This window comes from Desulfovibrio sp. (genome assembly GCA_016208105.1).
Lineage (GTDB): Bacteria > Desulfobacterota > Desulfovibrionia > Desulfovibrionales > Desulfovibrionaceae > Fundidesulfovibrio.
This window is the reverse complement of the sequence record JACQYS010000019.1, coordinates 140,074-157,592: the sequence shown is the minus strand read 5'-3', so window position 1 is coordinate 157,592 and position 17,519 is coordinate 140,074. Positions and strand designations below refer to the sequence as shown.

Sequence of the window (17,519 nt, the reverse complement as noted above, 5' to 3'; positions counted from 1 at the left end):
TGACTCAGCGAAGGCTCAGTTTGTCGCCCCCAGCCCCCTTGGCTTCGTAGAGGGCCGAGTCCGCCTTGGCCAGAACGGCCTCCCAGTTCACATCGCCGCTGCCGTTGGCCGGATGGCAGGAGGAGAGCCCCATGGAGAGGGTGCAGCCAAGTCCGTTGGCTTCCTTGAAGCGCTTCCGGATCCGCTCTGCGACATCCACAGCCTGGTCCTCCCTGCAGGAAAGCAGCACCGCGAATTCGTCCCCGCCTAGCCTGCACGAATGGTCCAGGTCTTCACGCACGGATTCCTTTATTATCGAGGCCAGTAGTATGAGGACCCTGTCACCAGCCTGGTGTCCGTAGACGTCGTTGACCTGTTTGAACTTGTCGCAGTCTATGAGCAGCACGCGGATAAGCGTGGCAGGCCGGGCCTTCTGGCCGGACAAACTCAGAAGCAGCTCATCGAATTCACGCCTGTTGCCAAGCCCGGTGAGCGGGTCGGTTCGACTAAGCCCTTCGAAGTCTCGTCTGGCCTGATCGGTTTCCTCCAGGCGCCAGAGCAGACGTTTCTCTCTGTCCTTGAGCACGTGCAGCATCCAGTTGAGGTTGCGTTTGAGCGTCAGAAGGATGTGCTCGTCCTCTTTCTCCACCGGAAGGTTGAAAGGAGAAGGGAACCCACCGCACCTTAGCCGGCCGGAAAAGACGACCACCTGGTCGAGATCCTTGAAGACACAAACGTACAATGCCAGGCGGGAGATGAAGGGGAGCATGGCTATGCCCAAGGCGCAGTAAAGCGCCAAAAGAACGATGGCGTCTGGCTTGTGCCCAGCTTCGAGAAGGGCCAGGGCAGCGAGTGGCGGGGCTATCATGAGGGAAAATAGAATTGCGGACAGTTTGAGATGAGGACTCACACACAACTCCGAGTGATATGATAATGAAAATCAAAGTCGATTGCTCGGTACTTGCCCCGTCAATCTCTGTCAAGGACATACGGGATGCAATTATCGTCATCACTTTGGGAAAATATCGTAATCGGGTCCGAATTCGTTCTTATCCAACCACTTGTTTTTAAAGCATAATTTGTTTGGCATGGTATATGCCAATGTGTTGTCAGGAGGTTCACAGCCATGAAACGAATGATATTGGCCGCCCTGCTGGTCGCGGCTTTCGCCTCACAGGCCAGTGCGTATGGTTCGGTGTCCGTCGGTCTCCCCGGGGCTGGTTTTTCAGTGTCAGTAGGGACCCCAGCGCCTCCGCCTCCGCCACCGGTATACTACGGGTATTATTACCCCGGCCCGTATTATGCCCCCCCTCCACCGCCACCGGTGTACGTTTATAAATATAAACACCATCACCGACCGCACTATTATAGGCACTGGTAAAAAGAACCGGAGGGCGAAAGCCCTCCGGTTTATTTTTGTCAGCCGGGCGAGCCGACTGTCACAGAAAACGAAAGACCAGAGATAGTACCAGCGTTATTGGCGGATACACGGCTATTCGTGCCTATAGGCAACGGCATCACTGGTATTAGGAGCGGATGAATCCAACCAGGGATCAACAGGCCATAGCGGCGCCTGTGAGAGTCCGTCCATTGTCTTTGCCCAAAGATGTTTTATTGTTGATGATTGGCATGCAAATAGCCGGTAACCATCCGGATGGAGGACATATGAGCAAGTTGAAGGAGAGAAGGAAAGGCGTGCTCGAAGCCTTGAGCGCAGAGCCATGGCCCAGTGGGTTGGCAGGGCTCGACGCTTTTCCGGCAAAGCCTCTTATTGGGGCGCTGTTCGCCTGCCTGCTCGAACCGGATCAGCTTATCCGTTGGCGGGCTGCGTCGGCTTTCGGCCACGTCGCCAAGCGGCTCTTCGCGCATAAGCCTGAGGATGCACGTCAGCTGATGAGGCAGTTCATGTGGCGTCTGAACGAAGAATCCGGGAACATCGCCTGGGGAATTCCCGAGTCGTTTGGGGAAATATTGGCGGCCCAGCCGGTGTTGGCAAGCGAGTTCCACCGAGTGCTGGCTTCCTATATCAACGACCGCGATTGCAAGACTGGAGACAATTACCTGGAACTCTGCGCGCTGCGCCGGGGTGTATACTGGGGCTTGGCCAGGCTGGCCCAGGATAGGCCGGAACTTGTTCTTCCGGCTCTGGACGACCTTCTGTTGGCTTTGAAAGAAGAAGACCCTGAAAGCAGAGGGCTAGCGGCCAGGGCCCTGGGGTTCCTGCTTAAAGTGGCGGGAGCCAGGAAGGACGAGGTGAGGGAAAAATTGGCCGGGCTTGGCAAAGACTACTCGGAGTTCGACCTGTATGCGAATGGGTCCTTGAATAAAACGACGGTTGCAGATGCAGCACAATTGAAGGTCTCCCCTTGACCATTTTTTAAGAATTGTTATTATCCAGGTCAGAATCTTAAAACGAATCGCGGCAAGGAGACATCCATGGCTGGACTCAAGAATTTCACGGAATACGATGTGGATTGGGAGATGACTCCGGAAGGGGCCGTGACCTTGTACCTGGAATGGGGAAACAACTGCTGGTTGAACGATTTCAAGCCGGTACGCCACAGGAGTGACTCGACAACATATTTCGTTGTCAACACGTGGGAGCGCGAACCCAAGCTTACTCTGATAAAGCGCACCCACGACGACGCCAAGGAACTTGCCGAGTTGCCTCTGCCCGACCACCTTCGGGGGAAATTCCTTGAGCATGTCGGCAACAACAAGGGAGTCTACGAACCAACCCCGGAAATCAAGGACTGGCTCAAGACGCAGATGAGCAACTAGACGCAAATATGGCGAATATCATAAAGGCCGGGCATCCCGGCCTTTTTTGTTGCCGTTTCGTCACCTGCGCGATACGGTTTTAACGGTTGAAATACTGGCGTCAGGGTGTTCTGGAGGATTGCATGGAGAGCCAAGCAGGCATCCTCATCGTCGAGGACGAACGCATCATCGCACTTGATTTGCGCAGCAAGGTCGTAAAGCTCGGTTACACCGTGCTCGGTCTGGCCCACACCGGTACTGAAGCCGTGCGGTTGGCGGGTGAGTTGCAACCGGACCTTGTGCTCATGGACATTGTCCTTGACGGAAATCTTGACGGCATTGAAGCCGCCAGGCGCATCCGCAACGGGTGCCAAGTCCCCGTGGTGTTCGTGTCCGCCTGCAACGACCCGGCCACCAAGGAGAGAGCGGGCCAGCTTGGCTGTTCCCTTTTCGTTTCCAAACCGGTGGATTCCCATGATCTCGCCGAGCGGCTCCGTGAGGCCCTGTCGGAATGCAGGGAATGAGACTGGTTGTTCTATCGGACATTCACGCCAATCTTGAGGCTCTCCAGGCTGTGTTGCATGATGCCTCCGAGATCGCTCCAGGAGCGCAGCTGGTGTGCCTTGGCGATATTGTAGGCTACGGAGCGGACCCCGAGGAAGCCGTGCGGGCCGTTCGCCGAGCCGGGGCGTTGTCCGTGCTTGGCAACCACGAGATGGGTGTGAACGATCCTTCAAGCCGGGGGCGTTTCAATCCCCAGGCCTGGGAAGCAGTCAAATGGGCCAGCTCAAGGCTTTCCGCCCAGAGCCGGGCATGGCTTTGCGAACTCCCCGCCAGCCTGTCCCTTGGGGACTGCCGTTTTGTCCACGGCCTGCCGCCAGACGAAGTGGACACGTATCTTTTTCAGGCTTCCACCGGGCATGTTGTCCGGGTCATGGGCGAAATCCCTGAGGATGTCTGCTTCGTGGGGCATACCCATCAGTTACGCTTGGTGAGCCTCCGCGATGGGCAGCTGGATGGAAAACGCCTTCCCGAGGGCCGTCAGATCCTGGAGCCAGGGATCAGGCATATCGTCAATGCCGGAGCCGTGGGGCAGCCCCGCGACGGCAATCCGAAAGCCAAGTATTGCCTCTACGACACGCAAAGCCGGGAACTCACGGCGCGTTTTGTCAGCTACGACGCGGCAACCGCGGCCAGGAAGATCATCGATGCCGGCCAGCCACGGGTGTACGCCGAGCGTCTTTCCGCGGTGAACGGGTGAGACACATCGGCAGATACGAGGTCCTCGGGCTCCTGGGGCGGGGGGGCATGGGCGCCGTTTACAAGGTGGCCATGCCTGTCACAGGCAAGATAATGGCCCTCAAACTGCTGGCGCCTTCGCCTTTTCTTGCAAGTCTGGTCGGGAAAAAGGAAATTGAACGGCGGTTTACGGCTGAAGCGGCCGCCCTGGCCGGGCTGAACCATCCGAATGTTGCAGCGGTATGGGACTTCGGGCGGACAGGCCGCAGGCCGTTTTTTCTCATGGAATATTATTGCCGGGATCTGGGACAGGTTATCGGCGAAACCGCCGAAGTGGAGGCCCCTACCCGCCGTCTTTCCTTGCCAAGGGCGGTAAGCTACGCCCTGCAAACCCTGGAGGGTCTGGCGCGGCTCCACCACGCCGGCATCGTGCACCGAGACATCAAGCCCTTCAATCTGCTTCTTACCGACGAAGATCAGATCAAAATCACGGATTTCGGCCTGTCCAAGGTGCGCGGGGAGGCCCTGGCCAGCACCTCCGGGCTCAAGGTGGGGTCGCCATTCTACGCGGCCCCCGAGCAGGAGGACAATCCCGACCTGGCCGGTCCCAGGGCGGATCTCTACTCGGTGGGCGTGACACTTTACCGGATGCTCACCGGAGTGCTGCCGGTGTGGCCCCTTGAGGGCCAGAGCCTGCCGAGCGCTCTGTCACAGGACTTGGACGAAGTCTGGGATGATTATTTCCTCCGGGCGCTTTCTCCCAGGCCCGAGATACGGCACCGGGGGGCCAGGGAAATGGCGGCGGAGCTGGCGGTCCTGTTGGAAGCATGGAAGCTCCGCCTCGAGCGTGCCTGCCGCCTGGCGGAAAAGGATCCGCCAACACCGTGCCCCATCCCGCAAAGCCAGGAGCGGGCGCGCTGGGAGCCAGTCAAGATTTCCGGCAAGCACACCCGCGAACAGCTGGGCCTGGATCTTCTGTGGCGGCCTGGATGTTACGCACACCAAAGTCTGGTCCCGGCAGCGGGTAAAGTGCGGGATGAAGCTTCGGGATTGGAATGGCAGATGGGCGGAAGCCCCTACAGGGTGACCTGGCATGAGGCCCACGAATACGTGGCGGGCCTCAACGCCACCGGGTTCGCCGGTGCCAGGGACTGGCGGCTGCCAACGGTGGATGAACTCTCCCGCATCCTCACTCCTCCGCTCGAGTTCACGGGGCATTGCCTTGACCCGGTGTTCGACAGGGAGTTGCGCCTTCTCTGGAGTGCTGATCGCCGTGCCTTCACCCAGGCCTGGTTCGCCGATACGGAACTCGGGGCGTTCGCCTGGGCTGACATGACCTGCCGCAGGCATGTCCGCGCCGTTCGAACGGCTTGAGCGATTCAATCACTCTTGGCTTGAAAACTGGCTTGGTGCTTCGCTGCGATACCTTGCGGCGCAGTCTGTGAGGCATCGAATCAGATGATCCTGGCATTTCCCATCACATAGACCAGACGTTTGTAGAGCACGGGGTCAAAAGCTCCCTTCATGTCTTCCTGCATGATGGTCAGCGCCCTGTAAGGCGGAAGGGCCTTGGCGTAAGGCCTCTCCGAGGTCAGGGCGTCATAGACGTCGCACAGGGCCAGGACCCGGGCGTGAATGGGAATGGCCTCTCCGGAAATGCCCCCCGGGTAGCCGCCTCCGTCGAAGCGCTCGTGGTGGAAAAGGATGGCGTTGGTGGCCACGTGGCTTATGGGCATGCTGGCGCAGATGCCCAGGGCCCGGACAGGATGGGTCTTCATCATCTCCCACTCCGCCTGGTTGAGCGGCCCGTGCTTGTTGATGATGTCGTCCGGGATCTGGGTTTTGCCTATGTCGTGCAAGGCCGCGCCCAGGCCGGCCTCGAAGAGGGTGTTCTTGTCCACACCCGGCAGGGACTGGAGCACGGAAATGGTGAGCACCATGACGTTCAGGGAATGGCTGTAGGTATGGTATTTGTGGGAGAGGAACTCCGAGAGGCTCTTGAGGGATTCCTCCTTGGAGAGCAGGGCAATTCCTCGCTTCACCAGCGTCTGCATGGCTTGGTAGGTCTTTTCGTCCAGGCCCCTGGGGAGCTTGCTGTTGAAGCTCTGTTTGAGCATGCCAGACGATATCTGGTAGAACAGCTTGGAGCGTTCTTCCATGGGGATCTGGTCGTTTAGGAGCATGTTGCCAAGATTCTTGGCCAAGTATGTTTCGTAGTCGAAACGTTGGTCCAGGCGGATGTAGAATTCGGAGACGTCGAGCAGGTCCTTGAGTTTTGGCTCGACGCTGAAGGTTTCTCCCCTCTTGGCGTAGAGCACGAACCAGTCGCCGCGTTTGAGGTACAGATCGAATTGCCCAGCGGTTCCTGGAAGAATGGTCTTGGGGTGGATGGGAAAATAGTCCTCCCGCTTTTGGGATACCTTGGATTGCTGCGGACCGGGCTGGTGGATGGTCATGGAGCACCTTCCGGCGTATGTCCGGAGGATTTCACCGGGCAGTTGTCGCCCTCGGCCAGGGGCCAGTCCGGCCGGAGGGTGTGTCCGGTGAGCCGTTTCCACAGGAACTGTTCGGGGTCGTAGCCTGCCAGGCGGGATATCTCGATTTCGGCTCGAGCAGCCATCTTGTGTCCCCCTGCACATCCGAAGCCGCCGAACCATGCTTGGGCCTTGGTTCCCATGTGGCGTCTGAGCCCATCCGAGCGCATGACAGCCACAAGGCGTTCCCCGTAGAGTCCAGCCATGCAGTTCCAGGAAAGGCCGTGCACGCGAAGGAAAAAGTCGGCCAGCACCACCAAAGCGTCAGGGTTGTCCACAGGCCCCACGTAGGCGAACAGGCCTTCCCTTCCCACATAGCGGGTGCGTTCGAAGGCCCGGGCGAAATACTTGAGCCATTTGCGGTTGAATTCGGCGTGCACAATGCGCCTAAGAAGCATCTTGTCAGAAATCTTGGCCAGGTAGCTGAAGGCTTTCACGTCCACGTCGGAAAAGTCGCGCTCAAAGGAACCGGTGTCTGTCTTGATCCCGTAAAGCAGGGCTGTTGCCAGAAGCTTTCCCGGCTTGATGCGCAGGTTGTAGAGGTATTCGGTCAACAGGCTGGAGCAGGACCCGTAGTCGGCGCGAATGTCCAGGTATTTGGCTCGCACCGGATGAGCCGGATCCAGGGGGTGATGGTCCAGGATCACGTCGTAGTCGACTTGCGGGAAATCCGTGCTGTGGTGGGGCTGGGAATCCACCATGGCAAAGCGTTTGCAGCACTTGGCCAAATCTGGGGTAATGCGCACAAGGGGGATGCGCAAAGTGCGGATCATTGCCAGATTGTCCGGCCGGGAGATGTCGTTGATGTGGGCGATGTCCACCAGCCCCCCGTGAGAACGGATGATCTGGCGCAGGGCCATGGACGAGCCCAGGGCGTCGGGATCGGCGCTGATGACGATGAGCCACCGCTCCTGAGGCACGATAAGCCTGGTGAGGCTTTCGAGCTTCTCCGTCAGCATCCTGAAAAAAGACATTCTCTCCTCACTTGAGAGCTATGGGCAATCCCGCGACCACGAGCCGCACGTCGCAGGCCAGGGCGGCCAAACGCTGGTTGAGCGCGCCCTGCGCCCTGGCGAAACGCCGGACCAGGGCCGTGGGCGCAATGGGCCCAAGGCCCACCTCGCAGCTGACCAGCACGCATTCGGGAGAGCCTGGGGCAGCGAATCCGGAAAGGCTCTCGGCCAACTCCTCGCTACGGTGTTCCCCCTGCTCCATGCAGGAGAAAACCCAGAAGTCCAGGCTGTCCACCAGCACGTTCAATCCCTTTGCGTGGGCTTCGGCAAGAGCCCCGGCCAGCTCCAGGCCCGGTTCCATGACAGGAACGGCCGGATCGCGGCGCAAACGGTGCTTCAGTATCTGGTCGCGGAATCCCGCATCCCGGGCCATGCCCATGGCCATGACCACTCCCGGCCCAGGTGCGTCCCGAAAGAGCCCGTAGGCCAGGTCGGACTTGCCGGACTTCTCGCCGCCCAAAACCAGCCGGATCATTTCTGGAGCCTCCAGTCCCGCAACAAAGCGTAGAATGTTTTCAGGCTGTCGCGCAAGTCCGATTCGCTGAAAACCTCAAAGAGGACAGGGGTGTCTGGCCTGATCAGTTCAAAAATCAGACGCAGGGTTTCCGACTGCCCGGGACTCAGTTCGGAAAGTGGCAGATGCTCGTGGCGGTGCTTGACGATGCCCGGGGCGTAGCAGTGGATCAACTCCACACGTTCGGACAGGCCGGGTTGGTCCAGAAGCCAGTGCTGGTCGAAGGCCATCAGGTGCCCCACGTCCAGGCAAATCGGGAGATCAAGAGACGTGATGGACGGCCAGTGGGAGCGCAGGTCCTGGCCCGGTATGTTCTCGATCATGAGGTTCCAGGCCGGGGCGTGTTTGCGCCAGAGGGAAGCAACCCCCGCGAGCAGATCCGGGTCGTCAGGCGGGTGCAGCACCCCTCCCCACGGGGACAGGCTCCCCGGCAACTCCATCAAACGGGCGATGTCCTCCCATACGGCTTGAGCGCCGCTGGACCAGGGCAGATCGATGGGCAGATGAACATGGGCGGACAGGCCAGGAGAGGTGGGGAAGTCTTCGGCTGAGTAGGCCAGGGAGGCGCGGCACTGGTAGAAGAGAAGAGCCACCTGGGCGATGGGCAACTCCCATGCGGCGATGCGCCGGATGTTCTCGGCCAGGGTGGTTGGCCAGAGCCAGCTGGTGGCCGCGAGGGGCCGTATTTCGAGGCTTTTGTTCATTCTTTCACTTGCTAGGGGAGGTTACATTTGGTAGAGAAAACTCGGTTCGCGGCGCTGGACGGTTTTGGCAAAAAAGTGCCTCGGACGAAAGCGTTTTTCGGCGGAGGTTTAGTTCGTGACGCGCTTCCGGAACGCCTTCCATCACGTGTTCAACCCCCTGCATGTGTATTGCCGTCTGAAAGACTTCGGCCTCTCCGGCCGGGTGGCCCATCGGATGTGCAGGGCCTACGAACGCTTCGTTTTCAGACTGCTGCCCTAAGCTGTCTGCCCTCTTCAGAAGGGCACCCGCCCTTCCCAGGATTCCTGCCCCCTCATGAATTTTCCTCTTTGAGAAGCTGGTCGATACTGGTGAGCCTTCTCCTGTGCCCAGTGTTGCCGTTGGAGACGTGCTCAAGCGGTGAGAGCAAGCTCACTCGAACGGGTCCACAAAGGATCTGAGTGGTTATCGGCGAGTTATCGCATGGGTCCGCTTCGCGTCATGCCAGAGGTGTGGGCCGGCCCCATGCTGGTATCCGATCGTGCCAGGGAATGCCAGGCGTGGAGCGGTGAGATGAATGCAGAGAGAGAAATAAGAGACCTTATTTCTTGTACTTGCCCGTCAGCTTGCCCTTGGCCAGGATGTGGCCTTCGACTGCCAGCAGAAACTGCTGTTTGGTGGCGTTCTCAGGCAGATCCAGAGAGGTGTCCAGGGCGAACACCTCGATCATGAAGCGGCGTGTGGCCCCCTGGGGCGGGCATGGGCCGCAGTAGCCCACCTTCCCGGCGGCGCACGACAACTGCAATCCTTCGCCTTTCATCTGCCGGGTCTTGGGCTGGTTTTCCGCCACAGTCACTGTGGCCGCCGCCGGGATGTTGTAGGCCATCCAGAGAGCGGATGGGCGCTTGGGGGCTTCCAGCTCAAACATGAGGACCGCCACGGTCTTGGCCTGGTTGGGAACGCCGGAAATGGCCAGGGCAGGGGAGTGGTCTCCTCCGTCGCAGCTGGCGCTGCGCGGCATTTTGTCACCGTCCTTGAACAGAGGGCTCGAGACCGTGAGCGTTGCGGCCGCGCAGGCCCCGCTCCAGAAGAGCAGGGCCAATGCCGCGAAAAAGAGCGGTTTAGCGCTGCCTCTCATAGCGTCCCATAAGCATGCCGTTCGCTAAAGCGTGGCCTTTGGATTTGGCCAGGAAGTCGGCCTTGGAGGTGCCAGCGGGCAGTTCCAGGGAGCAGTCCAGGGCGAACACCTTGAAAAAGTAGCGATGCGAGCCGGATGGAGGACAAGGGCCCTGGTAACGGGAATTGCCCCAGCTGTTGCGCCCGGTAGCGCCGCCCAGCTTTGCCAAGGCTTCGGGAGTAACTCCCTGGGCCAGTTCGGTGAGTGACGGGGGCAGGTTGAAGGCCAGCCAGTGCACCCAGTCCCCGCCAGGGGCGTCCGGGTCGTCGCAGAGGATGGCCCAGGTCTTGGTGCCTGGCGGCAGGTCGAAAACCATTATACGCGGAGAGAGGTCCTGGCCGTCGCACGTGTGTGCGGCGGGGATCTTCTGCCCTTCGGCAAAAGCGTCGCTGGCCACGGTGATGGGTTCGCTCATGTCCGGCTCCTTAGCGCGCCATGCGCCACGTAAATGCCTGGACCGTATTGGAGAGCAGCATGGCGATGGTCATGGGGCCGATGCCGCCCGGAACCGGCGTGATCGCGGACGCCAGATCCTTGACTGACTCGAAATCCACGTCGCCGCACAGGCCCGTGTCGGTGCGGTTGATGCCCACATCGATGACCACGGCCCCGGGCTTGACCATGTCCCGGGTGACGAAACGGGGCCTGCCGATGGCGGCCACCAGGATGTCGGCCGAGCGGCATTCTCCGGCAAGGTCCGGGGTGCGGGAATGGCAGATGGTCACGGTGGCGTTGGCCATGGAGTCGGACCTGGCCAGGAGCAGCGCCATGGGTTTGCCCACGATGTTGGAACGCCCGATGACCACGGCCTTCTTTCCGGAACAGGAGATGTCGTAGCGCTTGAGGAGCTCCATGACACCGGCCGGCGTGCAGGGCATGAGGCTTGGCAGCCCGATGCAGAGTTTGCCTACATTCACCGGGTGGAAGCCGTCCACATCCTTGGCAGGATCAACCAGGGCCTGGACGGCCAAAAGGTCAAGGTGGCGGGGCAGGGGGGCCTGCACGAGGATGCCGTCGATCCCGTCATCTGCGGAAAGCGAAGTAACGAGCTCATCAAGAGCTTTTTGGGTGATGTCCGCGTCAACGCGGTATGCGCTAGATTTGATGCCCGCCTCGGCGCAGGCCTTTTCCTTGTTGCGAACATAGACTTGCGAGGCAGGGTCGTCGCCCACCAGAACCACCGCCAGATGCGGCGGGCGTCCGTGGATCGGAACCAGACGTGCGACCTCAGCAGCGAGCTGCTGCCTTATTGAGAGAGCGGTGGCCTTCCCGTCGAGGAGCTGCATACGAAATAAACCTCGGAATGAGCTGATTACAGCTCGCCGGCGGGAGGAATCCAGCGAACCGTTTGTGCAAGATAGGATAAATACATGGGTAATGCAAACCGGAAGCAAAAGAAGGCCACTTCACCAGAAATAGACAGAAGGGCGTTCCAGGCCCCTTGATCCGGCCTATACGGGCCATGCGGGTGGGGCGGTCGTTCCTCGGTTTTGAAGGTGTGGATGCGTTTTCGGAAGGTTCGCTTTTTCTAAGCGAGAACGCGGCTTTTAAGCATAAGCTCCAAAAAACGGCCGCGCCTTGGCTGACGCGGCCGTCTCGTTTAAGGGGGCGTTAGCCCATCTGTATTTCAATCTTGCGGGGCTGGGCCTTTTCCGCCTTTGGCAGGTGCAGCTCCAGCACGCCGTTTTTAACCGTGGCTTTTATGCGGGCCTTGTCCACGATGTGCGACAGGGTGAATCCACGGTAGTATTCCCCGTTGCCGAACTCCACGTGGATAAGCTTTTCTCCGTCAGGCGCGGGGTAGTCTGTCCTTCCGGACACTTTGATCTCGTCCTCGTTCAGATCGATTATCAATGATTCCTTGGGAATACCTGGAATGTCCATGTAGATGAAGAACCCCTCGTCGGTTTCCACAATGTCCGTGGCGGGTTTGACCCTGGGCAATCCCTTCTCTTCGGTCTTTACGTTGTTGCTCATGGTGTTCCTCCGCAATCAGGCGATATCGATGGAGATTTTCTTGGGCTTGGAGGCTTCGGACTTGGGCAGCACGACCTCAAGGAGCCCATCCTTCATCTTGGCTGTCACCTTTTCCCTGTCGATGGGAGAGTGGAGGTTCACAAGGCGCTGGAACGCTCCGGTGGGCCTCTCCTGCCGGTAATATTTCCCCTTTGCGGCCTGGCGTTCCCCCTTGATGACAAGGGAGGATTCGGTGAGCGTCAGGTCAAGCTCCGAGATATCCATGCCCGGAATCTCGCAGCGCACGGTGATGCGGTCCTGGTCCTCTGAAATGTTGACAGGCGGATACGCATACGGCCGCTGGGAGATGGACATGGTGGGTGACCAGAAGGCCTCGAAGACCCGGTCAAGCGGGGTCTGTTGTCCAAAAAACGGACTGAAGTCGATGACCATTATGTTGCCCTCCTTGATCATTTTTCGACGTTTACACTAAGCACGCGTTGGAATCGGTCAAGACGGATTTTGGGGAAACTACATCTTTTCACCATCTAGGCCGAAGGGACCAGCGAGTCAACGCGACTCGGGAGCACGCATTGCCTTGACAGGAACGACCGGCTGCTTATCCTAAGCCGTTGATTGCGACCAGCAGGAGGAAAGTATGCCACTGTACGAATACCAATGCGGCACATGCGGGCAGCGTTTCGAGGAACTCGTGAGTGCCACGGCCCAAGCTCCCGCGTGTCCATCGTGCGGCGCTGGCGGCGCCACCCGTATCCTGTCGGCTGTTTGCGGGAGAACGTCGGACAAAGGCACGGCAGACAGTCCCGCGGCAGGTCCATTCCCAACCAACATGGGATGCGGTTCCGGCGGGTTTTCCTGAGCTTCGTAGCACCCGGCCGGTCGGCTGGGAGAGATCATCACACAACAGCAAGCATTCAGAGGTTGAAGCATGTCTGAGAACGTCAAAGGAAAGAAACGCCAGTTCAAGGCGGATATAGTCAAACTCCTCGATATCATAACTCATTCCGTTTATACGAACCGGGAAATATTTCTGCGGGAGCTCATCTCCAACGCATCTGACGCCCTGGAAAAGCTCCGCTTCGAACAGAGCCGGGGTACCGAGGTGTCCGGAGCTGATCTGGCGCTTGAGATCCGAATCACCACCGACAAGGAAAACGGGGTTCTGACCATCTCCGACACGGGCATCGGCATGAGCGAAAAGGAACTGGTGGAGAACATCGGCTCCATCGCCCATTCCGGCTCCGAGAACTTCATCAAGGCTCTGGGCGAGGACGCCTCCAAAGCCAGCTCCATCATCGGGCGTTTCGGCGTGGGCTTTTACTCCGTGTTCATGGCCGCCAGGCAAGTGGTGCTCACCACCAAGTCCGCGATTGCGGACGAGCCTGCCTGGGTGTGGATTTCCGACGGGTTGGGCGGGTACGAACTCATCCAGGCCGAGGGGGAAGTGTCGCGCGGTACTTCCATAGAAATCCACCTCAAGGAAGACGCCACCGAGTTCGCCGATCCCGCCGCCATAAAGGACATCATCAACCGCCACTCGCACTTCATCTCATTCCCCATCCTGGTGGACGGGGAGAGGGTGAACACCGTTTCGGCCATCTGGCGCGAGCCGAAATCATCGGTGACGGCCGAGCAGTACAAGGAGTTCTACTCCTTCCTCACCCACGACCCCGAAGCCCCGATGGAAACCATCCACATGAACGTGGACGCCCCGGTTCAGTTTTCGGCCCTGGTGTTCGTGCCGCAAAAATCTGAGGAGTTCCTGGGCATCCAGAAGCTGGAGAAAGGCCTGGACCTGTATGTGCGCCGAGTGCTCATAGCCAAGGACGCCACGGAACTATTGCCCGAGTACCTCCGCTTCTGCCGGGGCGTGGTGGACACCGAGGATCTGCCCTTGAACCTCTCCCGCGAAACCTTGCAGGAGAACATTGTGCTCAGGCGCATCGCCCAGGTGGTGACCAAGGACATCCTGTCCCGCCTGCGCAAGAAAGCCACCTCCGACCCGGACGGCTACGCCGACCTATGGAAGGAGCACGCCAAGATTTTCAAGCTCGGCTACTCCGACTTCCTTAACCGGGAGGCTTACGCGGAGCTTCTGCGTTTCGACTCTTCCGCCCTGGAGGGTCCGGGCAAGCTGACCAGCCTTTCTGACTACGTGTCCAGGGCCAGGGACGGGCAAAAGACGGTGTACTACATATCCGGGGCCAGCCGGGATGCGATGGAACTCAACCCGCATCTGGAGATGTTCAAACGCAAGGGACTCGAGGTTCTCTTCCTGTACGAACCCATCGACGAATTCGTGCTGGAATCCATGAATACCTTCAAGGAATTCGGATTCAAGTCCGCTGAGCAGACCCAAGCCAAGGATTTGGCCGGTTTCGAGGATTCGGCCGCCGCGGAACCTGAAGCCGCGGCCCTTACAACGGAAGAGTCCAAGCTCTTCGATGGGCTGCTGGCTCGCATGAAGGAGGTGCTCGGCGAGCGCATCAAAGACGTGCGGGGTTCCGAGCGTCTGAAATCGAGTCCTTCCTGCCTGGTTTCGGCCGACGGCCAGCTGAGCTCGCAGATGCAGCGCATCATGCGCATGATGCAAAAAGACGAGTCAGTTCCGGACAAGATCATGGAAGTGAACCCTGGCCACCCGCTCACCCGCAACCTCATAGCCATTTATGGTGCGGATGCTGCCGATCCGTTCATTGTCCAGGCAACGGAGCAGATGTACGAGTCCGCTCTGCTTCTGGAGGGCTACCTGTCCGACCCGCACAAGATGGTGGGACGCATCAACGCCATTCTGGAGCAGGCCAGCGGTTGGTATGCGGGACTGAAAAAGGGGAATTGAAGACTGGTTGCCAGTACCTGTTGACCGTTTTTATGGCCGGGCTTATTTTCTTCGAGTAGAGTTGGAGAAAAAGCCCGGCTTTTTTTCTTCTCGGTGAGGCTGGACGTTTCTCCGTGTACGAATGCTTTGGAACGCGTTGGCTTGTTGGTTTTTCTGTGACTGTGGTTCAGGATGGCAGGCTGGGTCTGTCCATCTGCAGTAAGCTGAATCCATTTGCAATGAGACTGACACAATGTTCACTCCAGAGGCTGTTCTCGGCGCTTTTCGTTCTCTCGTTTCCACGCTCCTGCGAAGGGAAGTCATTGTCTCCGGCAGTTGCAATCAATGCGGCAATTGCTGTCGCGATCTGTACCTTCAGGCCGATGGAGGGCTTATTGCCAGCCAATGGCACTTCTCTGAACTGTGCCGGGAGAACCCAGACTATTGCCGATTCACGGTGAATGGGGAAGACCCAAATGGTGTGCTGCTTTTTTCTTGCAGCTGGCTTACAGACGGACGATGCCGCGACTATTCGAAACGACTCTCATTTTGCAAAAAATATCCTACAGCAAATACATATTATCTTGGGCATAACCTGTTGCCGAGTTGTGGGTTTCGCTTTGAACTTGTGAAGAGACCTTTGTTCTCAAAACATGGAGCCTGTTAAGGGTGTTCTTGAGTTATGCCGGCAATTGTGCCTGCCTCCCCGCCCTTTTCCTCCCACGGTGTCAACCGGCGTAAAAGTGCAGCCATTAAAGAATCGGCAAACAAACCAACCGATTTCAGCCCGTCCGCTTGACCAGTGCGCCGCCTGGTCGTATCAATAAAGAATCCCAAATAGACCAAACCTTTGGACCATTCATGGAAAAGAAACATCATTTCACGCTTTGGTATGTGATCGCGGCACTCTGGGGCCTGGTCCTCATCCAGGACTTCTACGCCCGTTCCTACGGGCCCAAGACCCTGGCCTATTCCGATTTCTTAAAGGAGCTCAAGGCCGGCCATATCCTGGAGGTTGCCATCGGGCAGGGTTCGCTCCAAGGCAAGATGAAGATCGTCAAGGACGGCCAGGAGAGCGAGCAGCGCTTTGTGGCCCTGCGCGTGGACCCCGAGATTTCGGAGGAGCTCTCCAAGTACAATGTGGACTTTCGCGGACAGCCCGAATCCACCTTCCTGCGCGACATCATGAGCTGGATTCTGCCAGCGCTCATTTTCTTCGGCATCTGGTTCCTGCTCATGCGGAAGTTCAATCCCGGTGATCAGCTTCTGGGGGTGGGGCGTAGCAAGGCCAAAATCGTGGCCGAATCCGAACTCAACACCACCTTCGTCGATGTGGCCGGGTGCGACGAGGCCAAGGAAGAGCTCAAGGAAATCATCGACTTCCTCAAGGAGCCCGAACGGTTTCAGGTTCTGGGCGGGCGCATGCCCAAAGGGGTTCTGCTGGTAGGCCCTCCGGGCACGGGCAAGACTCTTCTGGCCAGGGCCGTGGCGGGAGAAGCCGGAGTGCCGTTCTTTTCCATTTCAGGTTCGGAATTCGTCGAGCTTTTTGTCGGCGTGGGAGCCTCGCGCGTGCGGGAGCTCTTCACCCAGGCGCGGGAAAAGGCCCCGTGCATCATTTTCATCGACGAGTTGGACGCCATCGGCAAGGCCCGGGGCATCGCGGTCATGGGCGGCCACGACGAACGCGAACAGACCCTGAACCAGCTGCTGGTGGAGATGGACGGATTCGACCCGAGGGTGGGCGTGGTGATCATGGCCGCCACCAACCGGCCCGAGACCCTGGATCCCGCGCTTCTGCGGGCCGGGCGCTTCGACCGCCAGGTGCTGGTGGACAAGCCCGATGTGAAGGGCCGGGAGGAAATACTCCTGGTGCACGCCAAGAATGTGAAGCTCTCCCCTGAAGTGGACCTCAAAGTGGTGGCCCAGAAGACCCCGGGATTTTCCGGAGCCGACCTGGCCAACATCATAAACGAGGCCGCGCTGCTGGCGGCCCGGCGGCGAAAGACCGCCGTGGACATGGATGACCTGAACGAAGCGGTGGACCGGGTGATAGCCGGGCTTGAGAAAAAGAACCGGGTGATAAACCCCAAGGAAAAAAAGATCGTGGCCTACCACGAGACCGGGCACGCTTTGGTTGCGGCCTACACCCCCGGCGCGGACAAGGTTCACAAGATATCCATCGTACCGCGCGGCCTGGGCGCCCTAGGCTACACCCAGCAGTTGCCCACCGAGGACCGCTACCTGATGACCAAGCCGGAGCTCCTGGGCAAGATCGACGTACTCCTGGGTGGGCGTGTGGCCGAAGAACTTGCTTTTGGAGAAATATCCACGGGCGCTCACAACGACCTGCAGCGGGCCACGGACATCGCCCGGGCCATGGTGGCCGAGTACGGCATGGGGGAGACCCTGGGGCTTTCCACCTACCCGCGGCAGGCCAGGCCCATGTTCCTGAACCCCGAACAGGCGCCCCTGGTGGGCAAGGAATACAGCGAATCGACAGCGGCCAAGCTCGATGCCGAGGTGAAGGAAATCCTGGAGTCCGCCCGCGGCAGGGTGCGGGGCATCCTTGAGGAGCACAAGGACAAGCTCGACGCTGTGGCCCAAAAATTGTTGAAGACGGAAGTGATGGATTCGTCCGAGTTTGAAGGATTTTTGTGAGGAGAGGGGCCAAAGAAATCAGCATAGATGATGTGGTAAGTACTATCGGAAAATCTCAATGAGAACATAATCTGCAGGCCGTAAGGGGAGTGACTATGTATAGGTTTTCAAAACGGATAATGTTCCGGCCTTTGACAATCGAGGGTTGAATGTATTCCTTGATATGGTC

The 17,519-nt window shown here is 58.9% G+C and carries 18 protein-coding genes and 1 pseudogene; 9 read left to right on the top strand and 10 right to left on the bottom strand.

Features of this window, described 5'->3' with window-relative positions; genetic code table 11:
• Positions 1-4: 4 nt before the first annotated feature.
• Positions 5-889 (bottom strand): GGDEF domain-containing protein, encoded by an 885-nt coding sequence (locus tag HY795_10600; protein MBI4805670.1) that lies wholly within the window; start codon positions 887-889, stop codon positions 5-7.
• Positions 890-1,644: 755 nt separating this feature from the next.
• On the opposite strand from HY795_10600, the gene HY795_10595 reads away from it, so the two are divergent.
• The 5 genes from HY795_10595 to HY795_10575 all read left to right on the top strand — a co-directional run bounded on the left by HY795_10595 (position 1,645) and on the right by HY795_10575 (position 5,352).
• Positions 1,645-2,349 (top strand): HEAT repeat domain-containing protein, encoded by a 705-nt coding sequence (locus tag HY795_10595; protein MBI4805669.1) that lies wholly within the window; start codon positions 1,645-1,647, stop codon positions 2,347-2,349.
• 66 nt (positions 2,350-2,415) lie between these two features.
• Entirely contained in the window at positions 2,416-2,760 is a 345-nt protein-coding gene (locus HY795_10590) for a hypothetical protein (protein MBI4805668.1), read from the top strand.
• A gap of 122 nt (positions 2,761-2,882) precedes the next feature.
• Complete coding sequence (locus tag HY795_10585) at positions 2,883-3,263, top strand: response regulator (protein ID MBI4805667.1); 381 nt, start codon at positions 2,883-2,885, stop codon at positions 3,261-3,263.
• Positions 3,260-4,000, top strand: coding sequence for a metallophosphoesterase family protein (locus HY795_10580; GenBank protein MBI4805666.1), 741 nt, complete (start codon positions 3,260-3,262; stop codon positions 3,998-4,000). The genes HY795_10585 and HY795_10580 overlap by 4 nt, the downstream gene beginning before the upstream one ends.
• Positions 3,997-5,352, top strand: coding sequence for a protein kinase (locus HY795_10575; protein ID MBI4805665.1), 1,356 nt, complete (start codon positions 3,997-3,999; stop codon positions 5,350-5,352). Before HY795_10580 ends, HY795_10575 begins: the two co-directional genes overlap by 4 nt.
• Positions 5,353-5,432: 80 nt before the next feature.
• Here HY795_10575 and HY795_10570 read toward each other — a convergent pair whose 3' ends face one another.
• From HY795_10570 to HY795_10555, 4 genes and pseudogenes are all read right to left on the bottom strand, one after another.
• Entirely contained in the window at positions 5,433-6,434 is a 1,002-nt protein-coding gene (locus tag HY795_10570) for an HD domain-containing protein (GenBank protein MBI4805664.1), read from the bottom strand.
• Between the two features lie 83 nt (positions 6,435-6,517).
• Positions 6,518-7,486, bottom strand: a pseudogene (locus tag HY795_10565) (DHH family phosphoesterase).
• Between the two features lie 7 nt (positions 7,487-7,493).
• Positions 7,494-8,000, bottom strand: a complete 507-nt coding sequence (locus HY795_10560; protein ID MBI4805663.1) for a bifunctional adenosylcobinamide kinase/adenosylcobinamide-phosphate guanylyltransferase — start codon at positions 7,998-8,000, stop codon at positions 7,494-7,496.
• Entirely contained in the window at positions 7,997-8,743 is a 747-nt protein-coding gene (locus HY795_10555; protein MBI4805662.1) for a hypothetical protein, read from the bottom strand. The genes HY795_10560 and HY795_10555 overlap by 4 nt, the downstream gene beginning before the upstream one ends.
• 115 nt (positions 8,744-8,858) lie before the next feature.
• Between HY795_10555 and HY795_10550 the strand changes: the two genes are divergently transcribed.
• Positions 8,859-9,002, top strand: coding sequence for a hypothetical protein (locus tag HY795_10550; GenBank protein ID MBI4805661.1), 144 nt, complete (start codon positions 8,859-8,861; stop codon positions 9,000-9,002).
• A gap of 319 nt (positions 9,003-9,321) precedes the next feature.
• On the opposite strand, the gene HY795_10545 is transcribed toward HY795_10550, so the two are convergent.
• From HY795_10545 to HY795_10525, 5 genes are all read right to left on the bottom strand, one after another.
• Positions 9,322-9,858, bottom strand: a complete 537-nt coding sequence (locus HY795_10545) for a YbhB/YbcL family Raf kinase inhibitor-like protein (protein MBI4805660.1) — start codon at positions 9,856-9,858, stop codon at positions 9,322-9,324.
• Positions 9,842-10,312: a YbhB/YbcL family Raf kinase inhibitor-like protein gene (locus HY795_10540; GenBank protein MBI4805659.1), complete on the bottom strand. Its 471-nt coding sequence runs from the start codon at positions 10,310-10,312 to the stop codon at positions 9,842-9,844. Before HY795_10540 ends, HY795_10545 begins: the two co-directional genes overlap by 17 nt.
• Before the next feature lie 10 nt (positions 10,313-10,322).
• Entirely contained in the window at positions 10,323-11,183 is an 861-nt protein-coding gene (folD, locus tag HY795_10535) for a bifunctional methylenetetrahydrofolate dehydrogenase/methenyltetrahydrofolate cyclohydrolase FolD (GenBank protein MBI4805658.1), read from the bottom strand.
• 325 nt (positions 11,184-11,508) lie between these two features.
• Positions 11,509-11,874 carry an Hsp20/alpha crystallin family protein gene (locus tag HY795_10530; GenBank protein MBI4805657.1) on the bottom strand — a complete coding sequence of 122 codons (366 nt, stop codon included), beginning with the start codon at positions 11,872-11,874 and terminating at the stop codon, positions 11,509-11,511.
• A gap of 15 nt (positions 11,875-11,889) precedes the next feature.
• Positions 11,890-12,306 (bottom strand): Hsp20/alpha crystallin family protein, encoded by a 417-nt coding sequence (locus tag HY795_10525; protein ID MBI4805656.1) that lies wholly within the window; start codon positions 12,304-12,306, stop codon positions 11,890-11,892.
• Positions 12,307-12,511: 205 nt separating this feature from the next.
• Between HY795_10525 and HY795_10520 the strand changes: the two genes are divergently transcribed.
• The 3 genes from HY795_10520 to HY795_10510 all read left to right on the top strand — a co-directional run bounded on the left by HY795_10520 (position 12,512) and on the right by HY795_10510 (position 17,350).
• Entirely contained in the window at positions 12,512-12,733 is a 222-nt protein-coding gene (locus HY795_10520) for a zinc ribbon domain-containing protein (GenBank protein ID MBI4805655.1), read from the top strand.
• Between the two features lie 69 nt (positions 12,734-12,802).
• The gene (gene htpG, locus HY795_10515; GenBank protein ID MBI4805654.1) at positions 12,803-14,713 is read left to right on the top strand and encodes a molecular chaperone HtpG; all 1,911 of its coding nucleotides are present in this window, start codon (positions 12,803-12,805) and stop codon (positions 14,711-14,713) included.
• An 840-nt stretch (positions 14,714-15,553) separates the two neighbouring features.
• Positions 15,554-17,350, top strand: a complete 1,797-nt coding sequence (locus HY795_10510) for an ATP-dependent metallopeptidase FtsH/Yme1/Tma family protein (protein ID MBI4805653.1) — start codon at positions 15,554-15,556, stop codon at positions 17,348-17,350.
• The last annotated feature ends 169 nt before the right edge of the window (positions 17,351-17,519 follow it).